Raw genomic sequence first — 20602 nt, 5'->3', positions numbered from 1 at the left:
CGAAATGGCAGCAAGCCCCCCTGTGCGCACCCCCCACCGGCATGATGCGCGACTCCGGGACGGCGGTGCCAAACCGCCCACCCACCGTAACCTCGGCCTGACTCCGACGTGGCATGTCGGCGCTCTGGCTGCGGTGGCCGCGGTCGCCCTCGTCCTCGGCGTCTGGAGCATGACGCAGGTCGACCCCCTGAGGATCGGCGGGGCCGGACTCATCGACGTCCTCCCGCCAGCCTATTTTGTCGCACTCGCACTCAGCCTGGTCGGATTCGTCGCCTCGCTGAGCCTCCGCCGCCTCGTTCCGGCGCTCTTGACCTGGCAACTTCTGGTCACGGCGGTAGTCCTGAATGGTGCCGATCCCGTCATCCACGGCTTGCCCCGGCTTGAGGCGAGCTTCCGCCATCTAGGCATTGCCGACAACATTGCCCAAACGGGTCAGCTGGATCCCAGCCTGGACGCGTACTTCAACTGGCCCGGATTCTTCAACCTTCTGGGAATGCTCTCCGGAGCGTCGGGAGCCAAGGACCTTATGGGTATCGCAACGTGGGCGCCGGTGGGGATCAACATCCTCATGCTGGCACCGTTGCTGGCCCTGGCCCGGCGGTTGACGGCAAATCCGCGCCAGGCGTGGGCGGCCGTCTGGATCTTCTACCTGGCCAGCTGGATTGGACAAGACTATCTGTCGCCACAGGCCTATTCGTTCTTCCTCCTGCTCACCCTGATTGCCTGCCTGCTGAGCGTCTTTGGCGGGTGGGCGTGGCCCACGGAACGCACCCGGCTCTCGCGATGGCTTTCCCGCAATGTCAGCAAGCTGGACGGCGCGGTCCCCCGGCAGGGCATCATGGAACCGCCCCGGACGGACACGGCAGTGCTCGTTGTGGTCTGCGGGCTGATCCTGCTCGCCATGACGGCTTCACATCAGCTCACCCCCTTTGCCGTGATCCCCATCCTGGCCGCAATGCTCCTGACCGGCCGTCTCCGGTTGCGCTTCCTGCCGGTTCTTGCCGTGGTCCTACCGGTCGGCTGGCTGCTCTTTGCGGCGTCAGCCTTCCTGCAGGGGCACTTCGGCCAACTGTTCGGCTCGCTCGGTGACATCGGTGCGAACAGCTTCGGTGCGCTGAGTACCAGGGTCTCAGGCAGTGATGCCCACGTGTTCGTCGTGTATACGCGCATGGCCGAGGTTGCGCTGGTCTGGATTCTTGCCGCTGTCGGGGCCTTTGTGGGCTACCGGCGGAAGGCGCCGTGGCTGACGGCAGCGGCCGGGGCCCTTGCGCCGCTGGTGTTGATTCCTCTCCAGCCGTATGGCGGCGAATTGCTCCTGCGCCTGTATCTGTTCAGCCTGCCGTTTGCCGTGTGCCTGGTGGTGCTGCCGCTGATGTCGGACAAGTCCGCCGGGCTGGGCATGCGGCGAGCCATCGGTCTGCTGCTCATGGGCGCAGTGCTGGCAACATCCACAGTCGTTTCCCGCTACGGAAATGACAGCATGGAGAGCTTCAATAACGATGAAATCGCTGTAGTGAACCGCCTCTATTCGATGGCGCCCACCGGCTCCATCCTCATCGAGGCAGTTCGCAACACCCCGTGGAGATTCCAGCACTACGCGGATTATGACTACCGGGCGCTCGTTGCTGCCGAGCCCGTCCCCAACGCGGCGCCGCTTACCTGCGACGCGGCAAGCCAAATCGCCCGCAAAGCGGGCGCGTACCTCATCGTGACCGAAAGCCAGCAGGAGGCCGCCGATCTTCGCGGCTCCACTCCCGCGGGCGATCTTCAACGTTTTGTCGCCACCTGCGCCACCACTCCGGGCTGGACGAAGGTTTACGAGAACGCCGGCGGCGTGATTTTTCACATCGAAGGAGTTAGCAATGCCAAGTGAACGCAGCTACGTGAGCTACGCGACGGCAGCCGTCGCCGTGGCCGCCATACCGCTCTCGTTCGTCGGCCCCGAGGGGCTGCGCCTGGCGGTGATTGGCCTGTTGATGCTGGCCGGTCCCGGGACAGCGCTGGTGCTGCTGCTCCGCTTCGACCCCCCGCGCTCAGCCCAGGCTACTGGCGCGCTTCCCCTCAGCATCGCCATCGCAATTGCCTTCAGCCTCACGATGTCCACCCTCGTGGCGACGGCGATGATCTATGCACGGCTCTGGTCACCTCCGGCAGGAGTCTGCATCCTGTCGATCCTGACCCTCGCCTTCCTGGGCATCGAGCTCAAGAGGCCAAAGCGCGTCCTGGTGCGTGCAAAATGATCATCGTCGTGATCGGACTGGCCACAGTGGCGGCACTCGTGAGCTGCGATGTACTGCGCGTATTGAAGCCGGACCAGGCGCTGCCGAGGGCCGTAAAGATCATCACTGCAGCCTTGCTGGCCGTAGTCGGCATCTCGGCCGTAGTGGAGCTGGTCCAGTTGGCACAGCTCGCGTGAACGAAGCCGGACCGCTCGGTGCAGAGGCACAAGCCCACCCAAACAAGTCGAACCAAGCACGGAAAGTATCGTCAATGAGAAAACTCAAAGCACTCAGCACGGTGGGGACGCTCGGATTGCTCGTAGCCGGTTCCCTTGTTTTCGGTTCCGCCCAGGCGGCTACCGCCGCAACCTGCAGTCCCGCCCCGACAAACTCGTACCCCGGCACCCTTGTACTCGCCACAAGTTTTGAGGCGGGCGGCTGGTGCGGGCTCGTGCCCCAAGTCTCTGGAACAGGCACGGCAACTATTTCCAGTTCGCTGTCACATTCCGGCACTCATTCAGCCAAGCTTCACGTGACCACGGACTCCGGTTCGCTGGCAAATTTGTCCGCCCCGGCATTTCCCTCCGGGACGAAGACCTCCTACGCAGACGGCTGGTTTAAGATCACCGTTGCCGGCGTGTCCGGCAACGACGTTCCGTACTTCCGGTTCTTCTCCGGCTCCACGCGGGTTGCGGACATCTACCGGTACAACAGCAACGGGCAGCTGTGGCTGCGCGTGACCGCACCGGACGGCACCTTTGTCTACACGAAGCTGATTTCCTCGAGCATCACTTTGAGCGCCTGGCACCACGTCAGCATGCGGGTGACCGCCAATGGCAGCACGTCAACCATCCAGGTGTGGTTCGACGGCGTGCAGAGGTACAGCAGCACGAGCGTCAAGATGCTGGGCAGCAGCTTGAGCAAGGTTCAGCTGGGCGCCGAGCACTACCGGCAGAAGGGCGACGAGTACATCGACGACGTCATCATCAAACGCTCATAGGAACTGACCCTACGCGGACAGGTGAGGCGGCGGGAGCATCGCTTGATGCCAGCCCGCCAGGAGAGTGGCAGACAGGGAACCCTCCCCGGCTGCCACTCTCCCGCATGTGCGCTGTGGTGCGTGCCCCGTGTTGTGCATGCCTGTGTTGTGTGCCCGATGCTGCGTGTGCGGGGCGGGCCGGCCTTATTCCGCGGACTTGGCGGCCCGCACGAAGTCCTTGATCTTGGCCAGATCCTTGACGCCGCGGGCGGACTCGACGCCGGAGGAGACGTCGACGCCCCAGGCACCGGCCTCCGCCGCCGCCCGGGCCACGTTGGCGGGATCGAGGCCGCCAGCGAGGAGCCATGTCCGCCCGCCAAGAGCCTTCGCCCGGACGGAGCCGTAGTCCCAGGCCTCGCCGGAGCCGGGGACGGTGGCGTCGATCAGGAGCAGCTCCTCGCCCCAGTTGTCGAAGGCTTCCGGGGCGGCACCCATGGTGACGGCCCGGATCAGCTTCATCCCGGCGTCGTGCACCGTCCGGACGTCCGCCGGTGAGCGGTCGCCGTGGAGCTGGACCCAGGCCAGGCCCGCCTCACGGGCCGCGGCGACAGCGTCGGCCGCCGGTTCGTGCCGGAACACCCCCACCGCCGGCAGCCCGGGCGGGACGTGGGTGAGCAGGCCCCTGACCTGATCCGGGGTGACCTCCCGGGGGCTGCGGGTCAGGACGAAGCCGACCGCGTCCGCGCCGGCCTCGGTAGCGGTGCGGACCGACTCCGGGGTGCTCAGACCGCACACTTTGACAAACATTAGGGCTCCTTTTGCACGCTTCCTGCCTCTGACGGTAGCAAGACCGGACGGCGAGCGCCGACTTTGCGTCAGCGCACGCAGCCGGAGTGGGCCGGGGCGGCCGATAGGCTGGAGCCATGGAGATCATCCGTTATGCCGAGCTCAAAGCCCACCCCTGGCGCAACGGCGGCGGGGTGACCCGCGAACTGGCACGCCAGCCCCGGACCGCGTCCGCGCGAACCGCCCTGCAAAACACAGCGGATGACAGCGGATGGGACTGGCGGGTCAGCATTGCCGAGGTCTCCAAAGCCGGGGCATTCTCGGCCTTCGCCGGGATGGACCGCGTGCTGACCGTCATTGACGGCGAATTGTTGCTCCTGAGCGTGGATGGTGCCGAGCACCCGCTCGAGAAGTACCGCCCGTTCCGGTTCTCTGGCGACGCGGATTCTGCCGGGGCACTGCCCACCGGCGACATCCGGGATTTGAACGTCATCACCCGCAACGGCGCTTTCAAGGGCTACACCTCCATCATCGAGCTGTCCAAGAAGCGCGCCCATCCGGTGTTCGCCGGCCAGTTCGGGATCCTCCTGCAGGGCCAGGCGACCGTCAGCCCCGGGACCGCGGGCGGCCTCGTGCCCGATGCGGGCGCTCCCGGGACGGAGACGGTGCCCGTCGAGCTGAACCGTTATGACGCCGTCGTCGGCTCCGATACCGCGACGCCGGAAATCCTGGGCCGCGGCTTCCTGGCGGTCGTCTCCATCGACGCGACGGTCTAACGAGGAAGGGACAAGCCTTAGTCCGCTTTCACGCGGGCCCCGCTGACGCCTACCGAGTCCCCCGAGAGCCGCTGCGCGAGCCAGATGGGAACGATCGAGACCACGATCAGCACGACGGCCACGACGTTGACGACGGGCGCCTGATTCGGGCGGAAGAGGTTCTGCAGGATCCAGATCGGCAACGTGGTCTCGCCGGCCCCGATCGTGAACGTGGTGACGATGATCTCGTCGAAGCTCAGCGCGAAGGCCAGCAGACCGCCGGCCAGCAGGGCCGAACGCAATTGGGGGAATGTCACCAGGCCGAACGTGGTGAAGACGCCGGCGCCAAGGTCGGCGGAGGCTTCCTCCAGGCCGGCGCTCGTTCGCCGGAGCCGCGCAATGACGTTGTTGAACACGGTCACCATGCAGAACGTCGCGTGGGCGATCACCACCGTCCACAGGCTCAGCGGCACGCCCAGGATGGTGGTGAACATGTTGTTCAAGGCAATGCCCGTGACCACACCGGGCAGCGCAATCGGCAGGATCACCAGGAGGCTGATGATGTCGCGGCCGAAGAATTTGTAACGCTGCAATGACATCGCCAGCAGGGTCCCCAGCACCAGCGAGATGATGGTTGCCACCACCGCCACCCACACGGAGGACACGACGGCATCCCTGACGCCGGGCGAGTCAAAAGCCTTGCCCCACCACTCCAGGGTGAAGCCCTTCGGCGGCCAGCCGAACGTCCGGTCCGCGTTGAACGAGTTCACCACCACCAGCATCAGCGGGGTGTAGATGAACAACAGCACCAGCCCGGAAACGATGCCCAGGACCACCTTGGCGCTACGGGAAAGTCTCATGATGCTCCTCGCGCTACAGGTTGTTCAGGGCGCCGGTGCGGCGGACGATGAAGAGGTAGAACATGATGATGGCGATCGGAACCAGCGACACCGCGGCGGCAAACGGGAGGTTGTTCGCGGCGCCGACGTTCGCGTACACCACGGTGCCGAGCATCTGGGTGGTTCCTCCGACGATCTGCGCGGTGATGTAATCCCCCAGCGACAGGGAAAACGTGAAGATCGTGCCCGCGATGATGGAGGGCACCAGCAGCGGAAGCATCACAAGGCGCATGGTGGTCAGCGGCTTCGCGCCCAGGTCTCCGGAGGCTTCCAGCAGGGAGTCGGACACCCGGTCAAAGCCCGCGTAGATCGGCAGGATCATGTACGGCAGCCAGATGTAGGACAAAGTCACGATGACGGCGGTCTCGCCGTAGCCCGGAGACGACAGGCCGATCGGAGCCCCCAGCCACTCCAGCAGCCCGCCCTCGGCCAGGACATTCCGCCAGGCGTAGGCCTTGACGAGGTAGCTGGCCCACAAGGGCATCAGCACGGCCACCACGAGCAGTTTCTCCCAGCGGGCGCTGGCCACCTTGGCGATGAAGAACGCGATGGGCAACGCAAGGATCATGTCGATCACGGTGACCGCCACGGCGATCCACAAGGTCCGCAGGGTGATCCGCTGATACACCGGATCGGTCAGGACCGTGACGATGTTCTCGGTGGTCCAGACGGTAGACACCTCTCCGGTAAAGGTGTCCACCGTCCAGAACGCGGTGATCAGCAGCGCCGCCAGGGCGGCGATGTAGACCAGCACCAGCCACCCTGCCGGGGCTGTGAGCAGCGCGGCCAGCCTCAGCCGGGGTGAGCGGTGAAGCAGCGCCGAGAACGCGTGGGCCTTCGCCCGCGGTACAGCCCCGGCGTCACGGGGTGCGCCGGGCGGACGCTGTTGCATCTGTTGTGCCATCTCGCCTTAGTTTCTGCCGGCCGTCGGGGCCGGCTGTTCTTTTCCGGATGCGGTGCGGTCCGTTGCCGGAGTCAGCCCTTGATTTCCGTCCAGGACTTGGTCCATTCCGAATAGTCGGTGCACTTGACGTCCTTGCGGCCATCGAGGCATTCGGCGACCGGAGTGGTCCAGTACCAGATCTTTTCGGCATAGGCTGCATCACCGGAGTGGTAGGTCTCGCAATGCTTGGGATCCTTGGTCTGTTCGCAGGCCTTCGCGTTGGCAGGAGATTCACCAAAGTACTCCGCCACCTGGGCGTTCACTTTGGGACTGGCGATGTAGTCCAGCCACTTGTAGGCGCAGTTGGGATTCTTGGTCTTGGACCCGATCATCCAGGTGTCCGACCAACCGGTGGCACCCTCAGACGGAAGGAGGGTCGCAACCTTGGCGCCGCCTGCGACCGCGATGTTCTCCCCCACCTGCCAGGTGGTGCCGACCACGGTGCTCCCTGATGTGAAGGCCTGGACCTCCTTGACCACATCGCTCCAGTACTCGCCGATGTGCGTGCGCTGCTGCTTGAGCAGATCGACGGCGGCGGCCAGCTGGTCCTTGTCGAGGGCGTAGGGGTTCTTGATGCCCAGCTCCGGCTTATGCGCCATGAGGTAGACGGCGGCATCGGCGATGTATATGGGCGAATCGTAGGCCGTGACCTTGCCGGTGTTCTTGGCGGCATCGTCAAACACCGCGCTCCAGGAGGTGGGCGCCGGAGTGACCTTGTCCGTGGAGTACATCAGCAGGTTGGCGCCCCAGCCGTGGGGCATTCCGTAGTTCACACCGTTGACGGTGTTCCAGGCTTTGTCCTTCAGGAACGGATAGATGTCCGGGTAGTTTTTCAGCAGGCTCATGTTGACCGGCTGCACATCCTGGCCGGCGACCAGGCGCAGCGAGGCGTCGCCGGAGGCCGAGATGACGTCGTACTGCCCGGTACGCATGAGCGTCACGGCCTCGTCCGAGGTTCCGAAGGGCTTGAAGCTGACCTTGCACTGGGTCTCTTGTTCGAACGGATGCACCCAGTCCACCGCCGGGTCGTTGCTGCCGTCCTCGACGTACCCGGGCCATCCGAGGATGGACAGCTGGCCTTCACCGGTGCCGATCTCGGTCTTGGTCGGCTGTGCCGACGGGGAGGAACCCGATCCGCCGCTGGTTCCGCAGCCGGACAGCGCGAGCGCTGCCGCCGCTACCACCCCGACCACGAGGGAGGCCTTAGTTCTTGGTGCCATGATCCTTACCTTTCGATGGGGGTGAATCGATGTAGGGGTAAATCGCTGGGACTGAAAATCCGCGGGGTGGAAACGCCGCGCGGACGGCCGGGTGTCTGCCCGGCGCGGCCCGGTGTCAGGAGCCGTGCGCCGGCAGCCAGACGACGGCGTCGTCGTCCCAGCTGACGGTGACGGGCCGGTTCACCAGCTCGGCGTCGCTGCCGGGAAGCTTTTCCGGGACGAGCGCGACGACGGCGGGGCCGCCGTCGAGCTGCACGCGCACCTGAGTGGCGTGCCCGACGTACACGAACGACGTCACCGATCCGGACCGGGACGTGACGCCGGCCCGGCGCTCCGGTTCCCCGGCCCAGGCGACGCGCAGCCGCTCGGGCCGGATGCACAGCGGCTCGGCCCGGCCGTAGACGGACTGGGCCTGGCCGGCGTCGAAAATATTGGAGGTGCCGACGAAATTAGCCACGAAAATGTCGCCGGGGCGCTCATAGATTTCGTGTGCCGTACCGATCTGTTCGATGCTGCCGTTGTTGAACACCCCGATCCTGTCGCTCATCGTCAGGGCCTCCTCCTGGTCGTGGGTGACGAAGATGAAGGTGATGCCCAGCGAGCGCTGCAATTCCTTGAGTTCGACCTGCATCTGCTGCCGCAGCTTCAGGTCCAGGGCACCGAGCGGCTCGTCCAGCAGGAGGACCTTCGGCTCGACAACAAGCGCCCGGGCCAGGGCAACGCGCTGTCGCTGGCCGCCGGAGAGCTGGGCGGGTTTGCGGCCGACGAACTTCCCCAGCTGGACGCGATCCAGGGCCTCCCGGGCCCGCTCCCGGCGCTGGTTCCCGGGCATGCCGCGCACCCGCAGCCCGTAGGCGACGTTGTCCACGAGGGACATATGCGGGAACAGGGCATAGTCCTGAAAGACGGTGTTGACGTCCCGCTGGAAGGGCGCCTTCGCCGTGACATCCTTGCCCTCGAGTTCAATGGTGCCGGAGGTCGGCAGTTCGAAGCCGGCGATCAGCCGCAGCACCGTGGTCTTGCCGGAGCCGGACGGGCCGAGCATGGAGAAGAACTCCCCGTGGCGGATGTCCAGGTCCACGGCATTGACCGCGACGGTATCCCCGAAAACCTTGGTGAGCTTGCGCAGCCGGATCGCCGGAACCTCGTCGGTTGCGGTGGAGGTGCCAGCGGCCAGTGTTTCGGTCATATGGTGCGCCTTACTTCGTTGCCGGATCGTCCACGGGAAAGCCACGCAGCGGCATGTGATCCAGTCCACACTGGGCTGCTGGCCAAAATGCTATTACTTCATAGGTTTTATGTATAGACCCTCCGGCAAAGCCCGGATTAGGATGACATCAGCCCGGACGGCGCACGGCGGCACCGCTCCCGGAAGACGGTCTCGGACGCTGCACTTGGACGCTGCGTTCGGTTCCTGCACGGATGCCCCGGCCGGGGGCGGCCGCGGACCGCCGGAGGGAAGGGAGGCCCTGATGTTGTTGTCGCCGAAGGGCGCCTCCCGGAGCTTGGCGGCCGTGTTCACGCCGATCAAATCCCGCGGGCTCGTGGACGAAGTGTGCGCCCGGATCGAACAGGCGGTGGAGACAGGGCTGCTGACCAGCGGCCAACGGCTCCCGAACGAAACCGAACTTGCCGCGGCCCTGGGGGTGTCCGCCGTGACGGCACGGGAAGCGCTGTCCCAGCTGCGGGCCTCGGGAATCATCCGGACCGCGCGCGGCCGCAGCGGCGGGAGCTTCATCGCCGACAACGTGCTGCCCTCCCGGGAACGGGCCCTGGCCCAACTGCACGAGGTGAGCCGGCTGCAGATCAGAGACCTGGCACTGCACTACCAGGCGATCGCGGCGGCCTGCGCAGGTGTCGCGGCCCGGCGTTCCGACGCCGCCGACGTCGCCACGCTGCGCTCGTTCATCCCGGCGGCAGACGACGACTCCCTGAGCTGGCGCCTGGCGCTGTCCGAGTTCCTGTTGGAAGTCGCGGCGATTGCCCGCTCCGCGCGGCTGGCCCGCGAGCTGATCCGGCTGCAGGCCGATCTCGGCACCCTCACGCTGCTGCCCTGCGCGGACTCCGGCTACCGCGGGCGGACCACTTTGATCCTCGAGGACGTCGCGGCAGCCATCGAAGCCCACCAGCCGGCGGCTGCCGAAACCGGGGTCAAGGCCCTCATTGCCGCCACCACCGACTGGCTGCTGACCGAGCAGGCCAAACGCTATTGACTGCACCCCACTGAGCGCTTTCCCTAACCGCACCGGCACCCTCGAGCTAAGGCAGCAACCATGTCCGACACCACCTCCACCGCAGGTCCCTCCGCAGCAGGTCCCTCCGCCGCGCCAGCCGGGGCCGGGCCGGCCCAGGCGTCCGCCGAGCGGGCCGTCGCCGAGCTCGATTCCACCATCGCCGGCATCGAGCACCGGCTTGCGGCGTGGGCCGCCGATGCCGGGGCAGCCCTGGCCGCCATGTCCGGCAAGGTTACGGGCACCGCCGTGGACAAACTCATCCGGCCGGTGGTCGAGGACCTGGTGCAACTGCCCGACGGCTACGCGGCGGGCGCGGGGTTCATTGCCAACGCCGGGCTGCTCGGCCCGGAGCGCAGCTACATCGCGTGGTGGCAGGGCCCGGACCTGGAACCCGTGGACGCCCTGGCGAACTTCAGCCCCAACTCCATCAGCCGCTACGTCAAGGCTGAATGGTTCCGGATCCCGGTGGAAACAGGCCAGGCTCATGTCACCGGGCCCTACGTGGATTTCCTGTGCAGCGACGAGTACGTCCTGACCTTCACGCACCCAGTGTTCACCCATCCGGACGGGCCGGTCGCAGGAATCGTGGGCATTGACGTCACGGTTCAGCGCCTTGAACGCGGGGCCATGCCGGCCCTGCGTCGCATCGGAGACCGGGCCACCCTGGTCAACGCCGACGGCCGGGCCGTGGCCTCAGCGGCGTCCGACATCGACGCCGGAGACCTCACCGCGCCGGACGAGCCGTGCAGGCACTACCCTGTGGGGCGCACGTTCACGGTCTGGAGCGACGCCACCGGACTGTGACAACGGACTGTGACGCCGGGCTCATCCGCGGGCTCCGACGCCGGGCCGTGACGCCGAAGTTGCTAAACTTGGATTCCAAGGCCCCCTTTTTCCGGGCCTCCGGACGACGGTTCAGTACCCGGCACGCGACAAGACTGGCCACAGGAGCTGTCATGTCGTGGCTAATACTCATCCTTTCCGGGGCCCTGGAGGCCGTCTGGGCCGCCGCCCTGCACCGCACCTCGCAGGCCAAGGGCCGCCGCCGACTGGTCCCGGCCCTCATCTTCCTCGTCTCCGTCCTCGCCAGCACCGGCGGCCTCGCCGTCGCCCTGCAGTCCATCCCGACCGGCACCGGCTACGCCGTCTGGGTGGGGGTAGGCGTCGTTCTGACCTCCGCGTACGCCATCATCACCAAGGTTGAACGCCCGACGGCGGCCCGCCTCCTGCTGCTCGGCGGGATTGCCGCGAGCGTCGTCGGCCTGAAGCTGGTGGCGTGAGGATGGGCACGAAAAGGACACCGGGATCACCAGCCGCATGGCTGATCCTGCTCGCTTCCGCCGTGCTGGAGGCGGTCTGGGCCACGGCCCTGGGACTGTCCGACGGACTCAGCCGGCCGTTGCCCACCCTCGTGTTCGCGCTGACGGCCACGCTCAGCATGGTGGGGCTCGGCACGGCCGTGAAGCGCATCCCGCTCGGCACCGCCTACGCGGTCTGGGTGGGGATCGGCGCGGCGCTGACGGTCGGCTGGGCGATGGCCACCGGCGTCGAACCGGCCAGTCCGCTCAAGCTGGTATTCATCGCCGGGATTGTCGGCTGCGCAGCGGGACTGAAACTGCTGCCGGCCGGGGACGCGGCAGCTCCGGAGGCTGAGCTGTCACCGTCCCCAGCGGAATCTCCCCACGTTTGAGGCAGGACGACGGCGCGCCCCCGGGACGCGCCGTCGGACTGGCCCCGCAAGCGTCAAAGGTGGGGAAGATCCTCCGGCACGGCCCGGAATAGCCGCGCGCACTCAGGGGTTCTTGGCAAGGACGGAACCACTCACAGTGCGAATGGAGACCCAGATGACGGCAACACAAGTCCAGCTCGGCGACGGCCTCACGGTCAGCCCCCTGGGGTTCGGCGGCATGGCCCTGACCCCTGTCTACGGGGACGTTGACCCGGCCGAGGCCCTGAAGACCCTGCACCACGCCCTCGACGCCGGCGTCACGTTCCTGGACACGGCGGACATCTACGGGGGCGGCAGCAACGAGGAGCTGATCGGGCGGCTGCTCAAGGAGCGGCGGGACGACGTCCAGCTGGCCACCAAATTCGGCCTGGTCGGGACCCCGTCGGCCGGCTACACGGATATTCGCGGCGATGCGGCCTACGTGAAACAGGCGGTGGATCGCAGCCTGCAGCGGCTCGGTACCGACACCATCGACCTGTACTACATGCACCGCCGTGACCTCCGCGTTCCGATTGTGGAAACCGTGGAGGCCATGGCGGAGCTTGTGCAGGCCGGCAAGGTGCGGCATCTGGGCCTGTCCGAAGTGACGGCCGAGGAGCTGCGTGAAGCCAGCAGCGTCCACCCGATCGCCGCTGTCCAGAGCGAGTGGTCCATCTGGAGCCGCGATGTGGAACGCAACGTTGTTCCTGCCGCGGCCGGGCTCGGGGTGGGCTTCGTGCCCTACTCGCCGCTGGGCCGGGGATTCCTCACCGGCACCCTGGACGCCTCGACGCTGGGCAGCAACGACTTCCGCCGCAACATCCCCCGCTTCGCCCAGGACGCTGCCGCGGCAAACCAGGACGTGGTGGACGCAGTACGGGCCGTCGCCGCTGAGCTCTCCGTGTCCGGGAAACCGGCAACGCCGGCCCAGGTGGCGCTGGCCTGGCTCCTGGCCCAGGGCCGAAAGCTCGGGCTTCCGGTGGTCCCCATCCCCGGCACGCGCAAGGCGGACCGGATCGACGAGAACCTCGGCGCCTTGTCGCTGGACCTGACGCCAGCGCAACTGGAGACGCTGGACGCCGCCGCGGACGCCGTCGTCGGTTCCCGTTCCGCAGACCCCAACTGGGTGTCCCAGGGCCGGGAATAGCGCGTCCTAGACTGAAGCCCATGGACTCACTCATTCACTCGCTACGTGACATCACCATCCGCCGGATTTCGGTCAGCGAGATGGACAACAACGTGTATCTGCTCACGGCCAAGGCGTCCGGCGCGCAACTCCTGATCGATGCGGCCGATGATCTGGCCGCCATCCAGGGGTTGCTCGCGGACGCCGCCGCGGATACATCCGCGACGCCGAAGCTGGAGCTGATTGCCACCACCCACCAGCACTGGGACCACGTCCGTGCCCTGCCGGGACTGGCGGAAGCAACCGGGGCGAAGACGGCGGCCGGGACGGAGGACGCCCCCGAACTGCCGGTGAAGGTCGATGTGCTGCTGGACCACGGCGACGTCGGCAACTTCGACGTGACCGCGGTCCATCTGCGGGGTCATACGCCAGGCTCGGTGGCCCTGGTCTACCAGGACCCGGACGGCCCAGCTCATATTTTCTCTGGAGACTCGCTGTTTCCCGGCGGCGTGGGCAACACCCAGAAGGATCCGGAGCGGTTTACCCAGCTGATCACCGATGTGAGTGAGCGGCTGTTCGACGTGTATCCGGATGACACCGTGGTGCACCCGGGCCACGGGAAGCCGACCACACTGGGTGCGGAACGCCCGCACCTGGAAGAGTGGCGCGCCCGCGGCTGGTAGCTGGCGCTAGGCTTCGTGAGTTGCGCTGCGCATAATGCCGGTCGCTGCGGGAATACCCGTAGCGACCGGCATTTTGCGTATCGCCAGCTACTTTATGTAGCGAAAACCCGAACCCTAGCGGCTGCGGCGTTCGTTCGACGCCGGGGCCGACGCGCGGCGGGGGCCGCCGCTGCGTGCCGGACGGCCTTCGCTGGAGCGGCCGTTGCCGCCGCCTGCGTAGGATCCGCCGGAGGTTCCGCCGGTGTTGGAGGACCAGACCGCCGAGTTTGCGCCGGACTTGGCACCGGCAGCGGCACGCTGGCCCGTTGCCGGACGTCCGCTGCGCTGGCCGCCAGCCGAAGCCCCCGTGCGGGGAGCGCCACCCGTGCGGGGAGCGCCGCCGGTCCGGGGAGCACCGCTGCGGGGAGCCGAAGCGCCCCGGGCGTCGCTGCGTCCTTCTGCGGCGCGTCCGTCCGAACCGCGGCCTGCAGCGGCACGTCCGCCGGCGGCCGGGACATCGTTGTGGTGCCCGTAAGCGGTCACGCGGCCACGGCCGCGCGCATTCCGGCGCTCGGCGCGCTCGGCGTCGGCGCGGTCCTGGTTCTTCTCCGCGACGCGCTCTGCGGCGTTCCGGGCAGCGGCCTGGCCTTCATAGGCGACGGCGCGGCGCTCGGCACGCGGCAGATCGGTGCGGGGAGCCTCGGCTCCGACGCGTCCGCGTCCGCCACGGCCGCCCCGGCCACCCGCAGTGGGTGCAGCCTGGGTGGTGCGACGGGCGCGCTTGCGCTCGGCGTTGGCGCCGGTCGAGGTGCCGCCGCCGTGCTGGGCGGCCTTGGCGGCCAGCAGTGCGGCACGGGTGCGCGGATCGATCTTGTCGGCCATCTCACCCACGAGCTCGGCCACCAGCGGCGAGTTGGCGGTAACGCGCTCGAAGTTAACCTCGACGCCGGCAGCCTTCATGAGCTTCTTGACGTCGGACTGCTGCTCCGGCAGGGTCAGCGTGACCACGGTGCCGTCGGAGCCCGCGCGGGCCGTACGGCCTGAACGGTGCAGGTACGCCTTGTGCTCCGTGGGCGGATCCACGTGGATGACGAGCTCGACGTCGTCGACGTGGACACCGCGGGCGGCGACGTCGGTGGCGACCAGGACGCGGACCTCGCCGGAGGCGAACTCGGCCAGGTTGCGGTCACGGGCGTTCTGCGAGAGGTTGCCGTGAAGGTCGACGGCGGGGATGCCGGCGTCGGTCAGGGTCTTGGCCAGCTTCCGGGCGTGGTGCTTGGTGCGCAGGAAGAGCACCCGGCGGCCGGCACCCGAGGCGAGCTCGACAATCAGCTGCTTCTTGACGGTCTGGTCGTTGACCACGAGCACGTGGTGTTCCATGGTGGTCACCGCGGCCTGTGATTCATCCACCGCGTGGGTCAGCGGGTTGGAGAGGTAACGCTGGACGATCTTGTCCACGCCGTTGTCCAGGGTGGCGGAGAACAGCAGGCGCTGGCCCTGGCTGGGGGTCATGTCCATGAGCTTCTTGACGACCGGCAGGAAGCCGAGGTCGGCCATGTGGTCGGCCTCGTCAAGGACGGTGATCTCGACGCCCTCGAGGGTCAAGATGCGCTGGCGGATCAAATCCTCCAGTCGGCCCGGGCAGGCGATGACGATGTCGACGCCGGCGCGGAGGGCCTTTTCCTGGCGGGCTTGGGAGATGCCGCCGTAGATCACGGTGGTGTTCAGGCCCATGGCCTTGGCCATCGGCTCGATGGTCGCGTTGATCTGGGTGGCCAGCTCGCGGGTCGGTGCGAGGACCAGGCCCATCGGGCGGCCTGGCTTGCGGAAGTGCTTGGCTTCGCGCTCTGCGAGTCGTGCCACGAGCGGGATGGCGAAGGCGATGGTCTTGCCGGAGCCGGTGCGGCCGCGGCCCAGGACGTCGCGTCCGGCCAGGGTGTCCGGGAGGGTCTTGACCTGGATGGGGAACGGTTCAACGATCCCCTGTGCGGTGAGGGTGTCAGCGAGGGCCTTGGGCGTGCCGAGGGCAGCAAAAGTAGTCATAAGTTCAGGGTCTTTCAGGCGGTATCCATGCGGATATCGGCCCCCGGCGCCGGTTGGCTCAGGGGTTCGCCGAAGAAAAGTCAGGTGGTCAACCGGGCTGCTGCCAAACTTCAGCTAGCGGCGGCCAGGACCAAATGGAACGCGTTCATCGACGCAGGATGTGCCTCTCACATGAAAAAACCCACTCCCTGCGGGCGGGCCCCGAAGGAATCCGGCAGGAGATCCGGTTGATGGACCGAAGCCGGTCAACCGAATATGAGTGGGCATCACTGCACATCAAGTTTCACCAGTCTAGCATCCGGCCGGGCCGGATCCCGTTTCCGTGACCTTGGTGCAGCTCCTAGCCGGCCAGGCTGGGCGCTTGGAACAGCGGCATGTGGGACGGCTGGGCGGGCGTGCGGGCGGCTGCCCGGGACGCCGCCTTGGCTGTGCCCGGGTCCGCTGCCCGCAGGATAACGAGTGCCTCGGCGTCGATCAGGCGACGCGTCCCCGTCCGGGAGTCCAGGATCCAGAACAGGTCCACGGCCGTGACCGTCTGCGTTACGGTGCCCCGGTGGAAGAGTTTGCCGTTGTGCCAGGCCTCGATCTCGTCCCCCACGTTCAGCTCACTTGAGCTGCGGATGTGCCGTGCTTCTTCAACGTCCATGATCAGTGCCTTCCCCAGCGGTCCAACGTCCTGTGCCCAGCATTCACGATGGAGGTTTCGGAATGGTTTCCGGAGCGTGATTTCCATGTGTCCGCAGGTCCGTCCGCCCTTGACCCGCGTCGTTGTTGACCGCGCTTCGGTCCCGGAGGAGCATGGTGGGCGGATGGGGTGGCGAGAGGAGACGGGCAACGATGCCGGGAATAGTTGCCGCTGGAACCTTTAGGGTCATCCAACTGGCCCTGCTTCCCTTGGGGGTGGCGGCCTACGTCGCGACCGTCCCCCGAATGCTCGCGTACAGCCGGCGCACCGGCGTCTCGGCCACCGTGTTCGCCTCCCTCTACACCCGCTGTATGCAGCACCGGCTGCAGACGAGGCCGGATGGCCCTGCGGACCGGCTCATGGCGGTGATGCCGAATGTGTCCCAGGAAGGGTTCCGGCTGGAGACGGCACCCACCCTGGTGGGCCACCTGCTGACGGGCTACGTTCCCAGGATCTACCGCTATCCCTACCGGGGGCGCGCGCCCATGCACCACCAGTCGACAGCGCGGACCAGTTACTACGACGCCGCCATCCAGCGGCATCTTGCCGGCGTGGACCAGCTCGTGGTCCTCGGGGCGGGATTCGACACCCGGGTGTTCAGACTGTCACCGGAGAACCGCGTGCGCTACTTTGAAATCGATATGCCCCGAACCCAGGCCCACAAAATCGCAATGCTCGAGAAGGCGGGCCTACCCACAAACCTGGCCACCTATGTGTCCGCCGATTTCGAGACCGAGGACTGGATGGAGAAGCTGGTGGCCGCGGGGTTTGACCCCGGCAGGCCCGCGTTCTTCCTCTGGGAGGCGGTGACCATGTACTTGGACCGGGCCTCCGTCGAAGCGACACTGCGCAGGATCGCCGGGACCGCCCCCGGTAGCGTCGTGGCTTTTGACTACTTCTCTCAGGAAATCGTCGCCTCGCGGTCGCCTTACATGCGGTACGCGCGGGCTGCGACGAATTTTGTCGGCGAGCCCCTGACCTTCGGCATCGACAACCCTCCCCCGGCCAGGAAGAGTGCCGCGGACTTTGTCGGGTCCTACGGGTTGGTCCTCGAGGAACACAGGAATTTCGGCCGGGAGACCCGACGGCGGTCCGCGCCGGCCGGGTTCGTCACCGCCGTCGTGCCTGCCGCCGTCGGGCACAGTCCGCAGGAAACCGTTGCGCCGGAGACCGGAGCGCCGGCAAACAGCCAATCGGAAAACGGCCTTCCTAACGCGGCCGCCCACCACGATGAGGGGAAACCATGACGGAACACAGCCACGAGCATCACGCCGATCCTGCGGAGCCGGTCAGCACCGCCCGGATGTGGGACGAAAAGTACAGCAGCCGCCCGCGGATGTGGAGCGGGCAACCGAATCCACAGCTGATCGCGGAGGTTGCGCATCTGAGTCCCGGCGAGGCCCTGGATTTGGGCTGCGGCGAGGGCGCGGACGCCATTTGGCTAGCGGCCCGCGGCTGGTCCGTGACCGCCCTGGACGTCTCGGCGGTCGCCCTTGAACGCGCGGCCGCCCACGCTCAGGAACGGGGCCAGTCGGCCAAGATCGAGTGGGTGCAGCAGGATCTGGCCACGTGGGTCCCGGACCGGTTGTTCGACCTCGTCACGGCCCAGTTCCTGCACTCCACCCAGATGCCGTGGCAGCAGGCGCTGCAGCTCGCCGCGGCCGCGGTACGTACCGGCGGCACCCTGCTGATCGTCGGCCACCACCCCGACGGCCTGCCGCCGTGGGGCGGGCACCACACGCCGGAGAAGTTCTTCACCGCCGAGGAGCTTGCACATGAGCTCCGGATCGAGGAGCCCCAATGGCGCCTGGAAGTCCTCGACAGCCGGCATCGCAGCGTCACCGGCCCCGAAGGCGAGGCGGCGTCCCTCACCGACGCCGTACTGCGCGCCACCCGGCTGGCCGCCCAATAGCGCGGCTTGCCCCCCAAACCTCATGTGATGCAGCTCACCCTGATTCGACCGTGAGGAAGTCCGCTCCGGACCCGTCTTACTTATGACGGCGCCACGGAGCGCCTTCCCCAACCGATCAGGAGTGATTGCATTGACGACCCAGACGCACACCCCGGCAGACGTCCACGGCCAGACCGGCCCGGCAGCCACCTCGAAGGCGCCCGGGCTGAACAACCCTGCCCAGAAGACCCCTGCACTGAAAAGCTCTGCGCTGGAGAGCTCTGCGCAGCCAGCCGGCCACGACGGCCGCGGCGCCACCACTGTGGCCGACGGCGTCGTGGCAAAGATCGCCGGCATCGCGATCCAGGAAATCGACGGAGTGCACGCCCTGGGCGGCGGAGCGGCCCGCGCGCTCGGAACCCTGCGCGAAAAGGTCGGCCAGAAGGACCTCACCCAGGGCGTCAGCGTGGAAGTCGGCCAGACCCAGGTCGCGGTGGACATCACCCTTGTGGTCGAATATCCGCACCCGCTCCAGCAAGTCGCGGACAACGCCCGCGACGCCGTCTACACGGCCATCGAGGACCTCGTCGGCATGGAGGTGACGGAGGTCAACATCACCATCACCGACATCCACGTGCCCTCCGATGACGAGGATGCCGAGGACGCCCGGACTGAGCCGAGGGTGGCTTGAGCCCCACGGCGGCCGGCGTGGCCATCGGAGCCGTCCTGGCCGCAGCGGCGCTGGCCTTCGGGTTCTGGGGCTTCCTGCTCACCGCGCTCTTCATGGGGGCAGGGGCCGTGCTGGGCCGCGCCGCCGAAGGCCGGCTGGACCTCGGCGGCGTAATGGACGCCTTGCGCGGCAAGCGCTCCTCCTCATGACGCGGGCGGGGCAGACACGCATCACCCCGGCAGCCCTGAAGCACACCGTCGAAACCATCGCCGCCAGCGCCTTCGGCGTTCCGAGATCCAACGTCGCGGCGGCGCTGGACGACGATTCGGGCCGGCTCGCCGCAACGGTCTCCGTGCAGCTGGCGCTCGCGCCGCTGCTGGGCCCCCAGGGGATGAGCCGCCAGGGGAAGGACGGCGGCACACTGTTCGACCGGTCCCGGGCGGCCCGGACAACCATCATCGCCCGCGGACTGGACCTCACCGGCAGGACGCTGGGCAGGGTGGACATCCGACTCAGCGGGGCCAAACAGTCCTCCGACACGGCCAGGGTGGACGCGCCGGGCGGCAGGAACCACCAGAGGAGGGTCACATGAACCAGGAACGATCCCTCCGGCGCCTGGTCCGCCGGGAAATCCACTCCTCCCGGGCCACAGCGTCAGTACTGACGGCGAGTGTTCTCGCTGTCGTCTTCCTCTGGCTTGCGCTCGAATCAGTGCTGGCGCTGCTCCGGGATAACCCGGTCCTCGCCAGCCCCGGCCAACTGGGGCACTGGCTCGCCGGCGTGCCGGACAAGACAATCCCTGCCGGGCTGGTTGCCGCCGGAGCCGGTCTGGCGGTCCTTGGCCTGGTGCTGCTCGCCGCCGCAACGGCGGGCGGCCGCCGGTCTCGGCATGCCTTCCACAGCGACCGGAGCGCCGTGGTGGTCGATGACGAGGTCATCGCATCTGCAGTGTCCCGGCGGGCGTGCCTCAGCGCGGGGCTCGCACCAGGGCAGGTCACCACCACGGTTAGCAAACGGGCCGTCCGGGTCCAGGTGCGTCCGACGTCGGGCGTTGCCGTGGACCGCGACGCGATCGGCACTGCGGTCCACGACGAACTCGCCGCGTACTCCCTGAACCGCCGGATCACCCCCACAATCCACGTCTCAAAGGAAGGAGCCCTGGGGCAATGAGTCAAACCAACAGGGCGCTGAACCGGATCATACTGGCACTGGCCGGGCTCGTGCTGCTCGCAGCCGGGGCGGCAACGGCTGCCGCCGGGATGATGCGTGGCGTTGCGGCCAGCTGGGCGGCCACGGGATCGTCCCTCATGGACCATGCCGGAAGTCTCCTCGACTCGGCACCGCTTCCGGGCCCGGCCCGCTCCTGGTGGGCCGTGGCGGGAGTCGCCGCGCTCATCCTGGCGGCCGGGCTGAGCATCGCCTGGCTGGCATCGCAGGGCGGCGGCCGGACACCCAGGGTCGGCCGGGAGGCCGACGGCGACCGCGGCACCACCGTGGTCGAAACGGGGCTCATCGCGGCGGCCGTCAAGCAAGCACTCGAGGGCAACCGCCTGGTACTCGGGACATCGGTCTCAGCCTGGGAATCCAGGGGCAAAACGGGGCTCCGGCTGCGGCTGCAGGCCCGGCAGGGAGCATCCCCCCGGGAGATCGCGGATACCGCAGAGGACCTGGTCCAGGGTATCGACGCGTTGCTGGGCCATCCGCTTCCGGTTCTGGTCCGAATCACCAGTGGCACCAGGACAAAGGTGGCTGGACCTGATCGCGCCCGCTAACCCGGGCGGA

At 67.5% G+C, this 20602-nt stretch carries 25 protein-coding genes and 1 riboswitch; of the genes, 18 read left to right on the top strand and 7 right to left on the bottom strand.

All coding sequences use genetic code 11. From position 1 onward, the window contains the following. Nucleotides 1-4: 4 nt before the first annotated feature. From ACVWZ7_RS13160 to ACVWZ7_RS13145, 4 genes are all read left to right on the top strand, one after another. Entirely contained in the window at nucleotides 5-1873 is a 1869-nt protein-coding gene (locus tag ACVWZ7_RS13160) for a hypothetical protein (protein WP_344365916.1), read from the top strand. Further along, nucleotides 1863-2240 (top strand): hypothetical protein, encoded by a 378-nt coding sequence (locus ACVWZ7_RS13155; RefSeq protein WP_344365918.1) that lies wholly within the window; start codon nucleotides 1863-1865, stop codon nucleotides 2238-2240. The genes ACVWZ7_RS13160 and ACVWZ7_RS13155 overlap by 11 nt, the downstream gene beginning before the upstream one ends. After that, complete coding sequence (locus tag ACVWZ7_RS13150; RefSeq protein ID WP_091252766.1) at nucleotides 2237-2416, top strand: hypothetical protein; 180 nt, start codon at nucleotides 2237-2239, stop codon at nucleotides 2414-2416. The genes ACVWZ7_RS13155 and ACVWZ7_RS13150 overlap by 4 nt, the downstream gene beginning before the upstream one ends. Nucleotides 2417-2751: 335 nt before the next feature. Continuing rightward, the gene (locus ACVWZ7_RS13145; protein ID WP_456508096.1) at nucleotides 2752-3219 is read left to right on the top strand and encodes a hypothetical protein; all 468 of its coding nucleotides are present in this window, start codon (nucleotides 2752-2754) and stop codon (nucleotides 3217-3219) included. A gap of 183 nt (nucleotides 3220-3402) precedes the next feature. On the opposite strand, the gene ACVWZ7_RS13140 is transcribed toward ACVWZ7_RS13145, so the two are convergent. Continuing rightward, nucleotides 3403-4005: a phosphoribosylanthranilate isomerase gene (locus tag ACVWZ7_RS13140; RefSeq protein WP_456508095.1), complete on the bottom strand. Its 603-nt coding sequence runs from the start codon at nucleotides 4003-4005 to the stop codon at nucleotides 3403-3405. A gap of 116 nt (nucleotides 4006-4121) precedes the next feature. Between ACVWZ7_RS13140 and ACVWZ7_RS13135 the strand changes: the two genes are divergently transcribed. Next, nucleotides 4122-4760, top strand: a complete 639-nt coding sequence (locus ACVWZ7_RS13135) for a HutD/Ves family protein (RefSeq protein ID WP_456508094.1) — start codon at nucleotides 4122-4124, stop codon at nucleotides 4758-4760. A 17-nt stretch (nucleotides 4761-4777) separates the two neighbouring features. Here ACVWZ7_RS13135 and ACVWZ7_RS13130 read toward each other — a convergent pair whose 3' ends face one another. The 4 genes from ACVWZ7_RS13130 to ACVWZ7_RS13115 all read right to left on the bottom strand — a co-directional run bounded on the left by ACVWZ7_RS13130 (nucleotide 4778) and on the right by ACVWZ7_RS13115 (nucleotide 8990). After that, entirely contained in the window at nucleotides 4778-5599 is an 822-nt protein-coding gene (locus ACVWZ7_RS13130) for an ABC transporter permease (protein WP_344365930.1), read from the bottom strand. A 13-nt stretch (nucleotides 5600-5612) separates the two neighbouring features. Continuing rightward, complete coding sequence (locus tag ACVWZ7_RS13125) at nucleotides 5613-6542, bottom strand: ABC transporter permease (protein WP_456508093.1); 930 nt, start codon at nucleotides 6540-6542, stop codon at nucleotides 5613-5615. Nucleotides 6543-6613: 71 nt separating this feature from the next. Further along, nucleotides 6614-7801: an ABC transporter substrate-binding protein gene (locus ACVWZ7_RS13120; protein ID WP_456508092.1), complete on the bottom strand. Its 1188-nt coding sequence runs from the start codon at nucleotides 7799-7801 to the stop codon at nucleotides 6614-6616. 115 nt (nucleotides 7802-7916) lie between these two features. Next, entirely contained in the window at nucleotides 7917-8990 is a 1074-nt protein-coding gene (locus ACVWZ7_RS13115; protein WP_456508091.1) for an ABC transporter ATP-binding protein, read from the bottom strand. Between the two features lie 283 nt (nucleotides 8991-9273). Between ACVWZ7_RS13115 and ACVWZ7_RS13110 the strand changes: the two genes are divergently transcribed. The 6 genes from ACVWZ7_RS13110 (at nucleotide 9274) to ACVWZ7_RS13085 (ending at nucleotide 13552) form a co-directional block, all read left to right on the top strand. After that, the gene (locus ACVWZ7_RS13110) at nucleotides 9274-10014 is read left to right on the top strand and encodes a FadR/GntR family transcriptional regulator (RefSeq protein ID WP_116767232.1); all 741 of its coding nucleotides are present in this window, start codon (nucleotides 9274-9276) and stop codon (nucleotides 10012-10014) included. Between the two features lie 60 nt (nucleotides 10015-10074). Then, nucleotides 10075-10839 carry a cache domain-containing protein gene (locus tag ACVWZ7_RS13105; protein ID WP_456508090.1) on the top strand — a complete coding sequence of 255 codons (765 nt, stop codon included), beginning with the start codon at nucleotides 10075-10077 and terminating at the stop codon, nucleotides 10837-10839. Between the two features lie 74 nt (nucleotides 10840-10913). After that, nucleotides 10914-10982: riboswitch (guanidine-III (ykkC-III) riboswitch) on the top strand. A gap of 9 nt (nucleotides 10983-10991) precedes the next feature. Next, complete coding sequence (locus tag ACVWZ7_RS13100; RefSeq protein ID WP_456508089.1) at nucleotides 10992-11315, top strand: DMT family transporter; 324 nt, start codon at nucleotides 10992-10994, stop codon at nucleotides 11313-11315. A gap of 2 nt (nucleotides 11316-11317) precedes the next feature. Next, nucleotides 11318-11725, top strand: a complete 408-nt coding sequence (locus ACVWZ7_RS13095; protein WP_456509110.1) for a DMT family transporter — start codon at nucleotides 11318-11320, stop codon at nucleotides 11723-11725. A gap of 142 nt (nucleotides 11726-11867) precedes the next feature. Beyond that, entirely contained in the window at nucleotides 11868-12890 is a 1023-nt protein-coding gene (locus tag ACVWZ7_RS13090; protein WP_456508088.1) for an aldo/keto reductase, read from the top strand. A 20-nt stretch (nucleotides 12891-12910) separates the two neighbouring features. Then, on the top strand, nucleotides 12911-13552 hold the full coding sequence (locus tag ACVWZ7_RS13085; RefSeq protein WP_456508087.1) for an MBL fold metallo-hydrolase: 642 nt from the start codon (nucleotides 12911-12913) through the stop codon (nucleotides 13550-13552). A 114-nt stretch (nucleotides 13553-13666) separates the two neighbouring features. On the opposite strand, the gene ACVWZ7_RS13080 is transcribed toward ACVWZ7_RS13085, so the two are convergent. Then, a complete protein-coding gene (locus tag ACVWZ7_RS13080; protein WP_116767238.1) occupies nucleotides 13667-15574 on the bottom strand; it encodes a DEAD/DEAH box helicase in 1908 nt (635 codons plus the stop codon). 340 nt (nucleotides 15575-15914) lie between these two features. Continuing rightward, a complete protein-coding gene (locus ACVWZ7_RS13075) occupies nucleotides 15915-16220 on the bottom strand; it encodes a hypothetical protein (RefSeq protein ID WP_202615858.1) in 306 nt (101 codons plus the stop codon). Nucleotides 16221-16411: 191 nt separating this feature from the next. Between ACVWZ7_RS13075 and ACVWZ7_RS13070 the strand changes: the two genes are divergently transcribed. From ACVWZ7_RS13070 to ACVWZ7_RS13040, 7 genes are all read left to right on the top strand, one after another. Next, nucleotides 16412-17506, top strand: coding sequence for a class I SAM-dependent methyltransferase (locus ACVWZ7_RS13070; RefSeq protein WP_456508086.1), 1095 nt, complete (start codon nucleotides 16412-16414; stop codon nucleotides 17504-17506). Further along, entirely contained in the window at nucleotides 17503-18171 is a 669-nt protein-coding gene (locus ACVWZ7_RS13065) for an SAM-dependent methyltransferase (protein WP_344365970.1), read from the top strand. Before ACVWZ7_RS13070 ends, ACVWZ7_RS13065 begins: the two co-directional genes overlap by 4 nt. 235 nt (nucleotides 18172-18406) lie before the next feature. Continuing rightward, on the top strand, nucleotides 18407-18841 hold the full coding sequence (locus ACVWZ7_RS13060) for an Asp23/Gls24 family envelope stress response protein (RefSeq protein ID WP_456509109.1): 435 nt from the start codon (nucleotides 18407-18409) through the stop codon (nucleotides 18839-18841). Continuing rightward, entirely contained in the window at nucleotides 18838-19029 is a 192-nt protein-coding gene (locus ACVWZ7_RS13055; protein ID WP_456508085.1) for a DUF2273 domain-containing protein, read from the top strand. The genes ACVWZ7_RS13060 and ACVWZ7_RS13055 overlap by 4 nt, the downstream gene beginning before the upstream one ends. Then, nucleotides 19026-19412 (top strand): hypothetical protein, encoded by a 387-nt coding sequence (locus tag ACVWZ7_RS13050; protein WP_456508084.1) that lies wholly within the window; start codon nucleotides 19026-19028, stop codon nucleotides 19410-19412. The genes ACVWZ7_RS13055 and ACVWZ7_RS13050 overlap by 4 nt, the downstream gene beginning before the upstream one ends. Continuing rightward, nucleotides 19409-19990, top strand: coding sequence for a hypothetical protein (locus ACVWZ7_RS13045; RefSeq protein WP_456508083.1), 582 nt, complete (start codon nucleotides 19409-19411; stop codon nucleotides 19988-19990). The genes ACVWZ7_RS13050 and ACVWZ7_RS13045 overlap by 4 nt, the downstream gene beginning before the upstream one ends. Further along, on the top strand, nucleotides 19987-20592 hold the full coding sequence (locus ACVWZ7_RS13040) for a hypothetical protein (RefSeq protein WP_456508082.1): 606 nt from the start codon (nucleotides 19987-19989) through the stop codon (nucleotides 20590-20592). Before ACVWZ7_RS13045 ends, ACVWZ7_RS13040 begins: the two co-directional genes overlap by 4 nt. Nucleotides 20593-20602 lie beyond the last annotated feature (10 nt).

It is taken from the genome of Arthrobacter sp. TE12232, assembly GCF_054062615.1.
The sequence above is the reverse complement of the archived record's forward strand: the minus strand, read 5'-3'. Positions and strand labels throughout refer to the sequence as shown.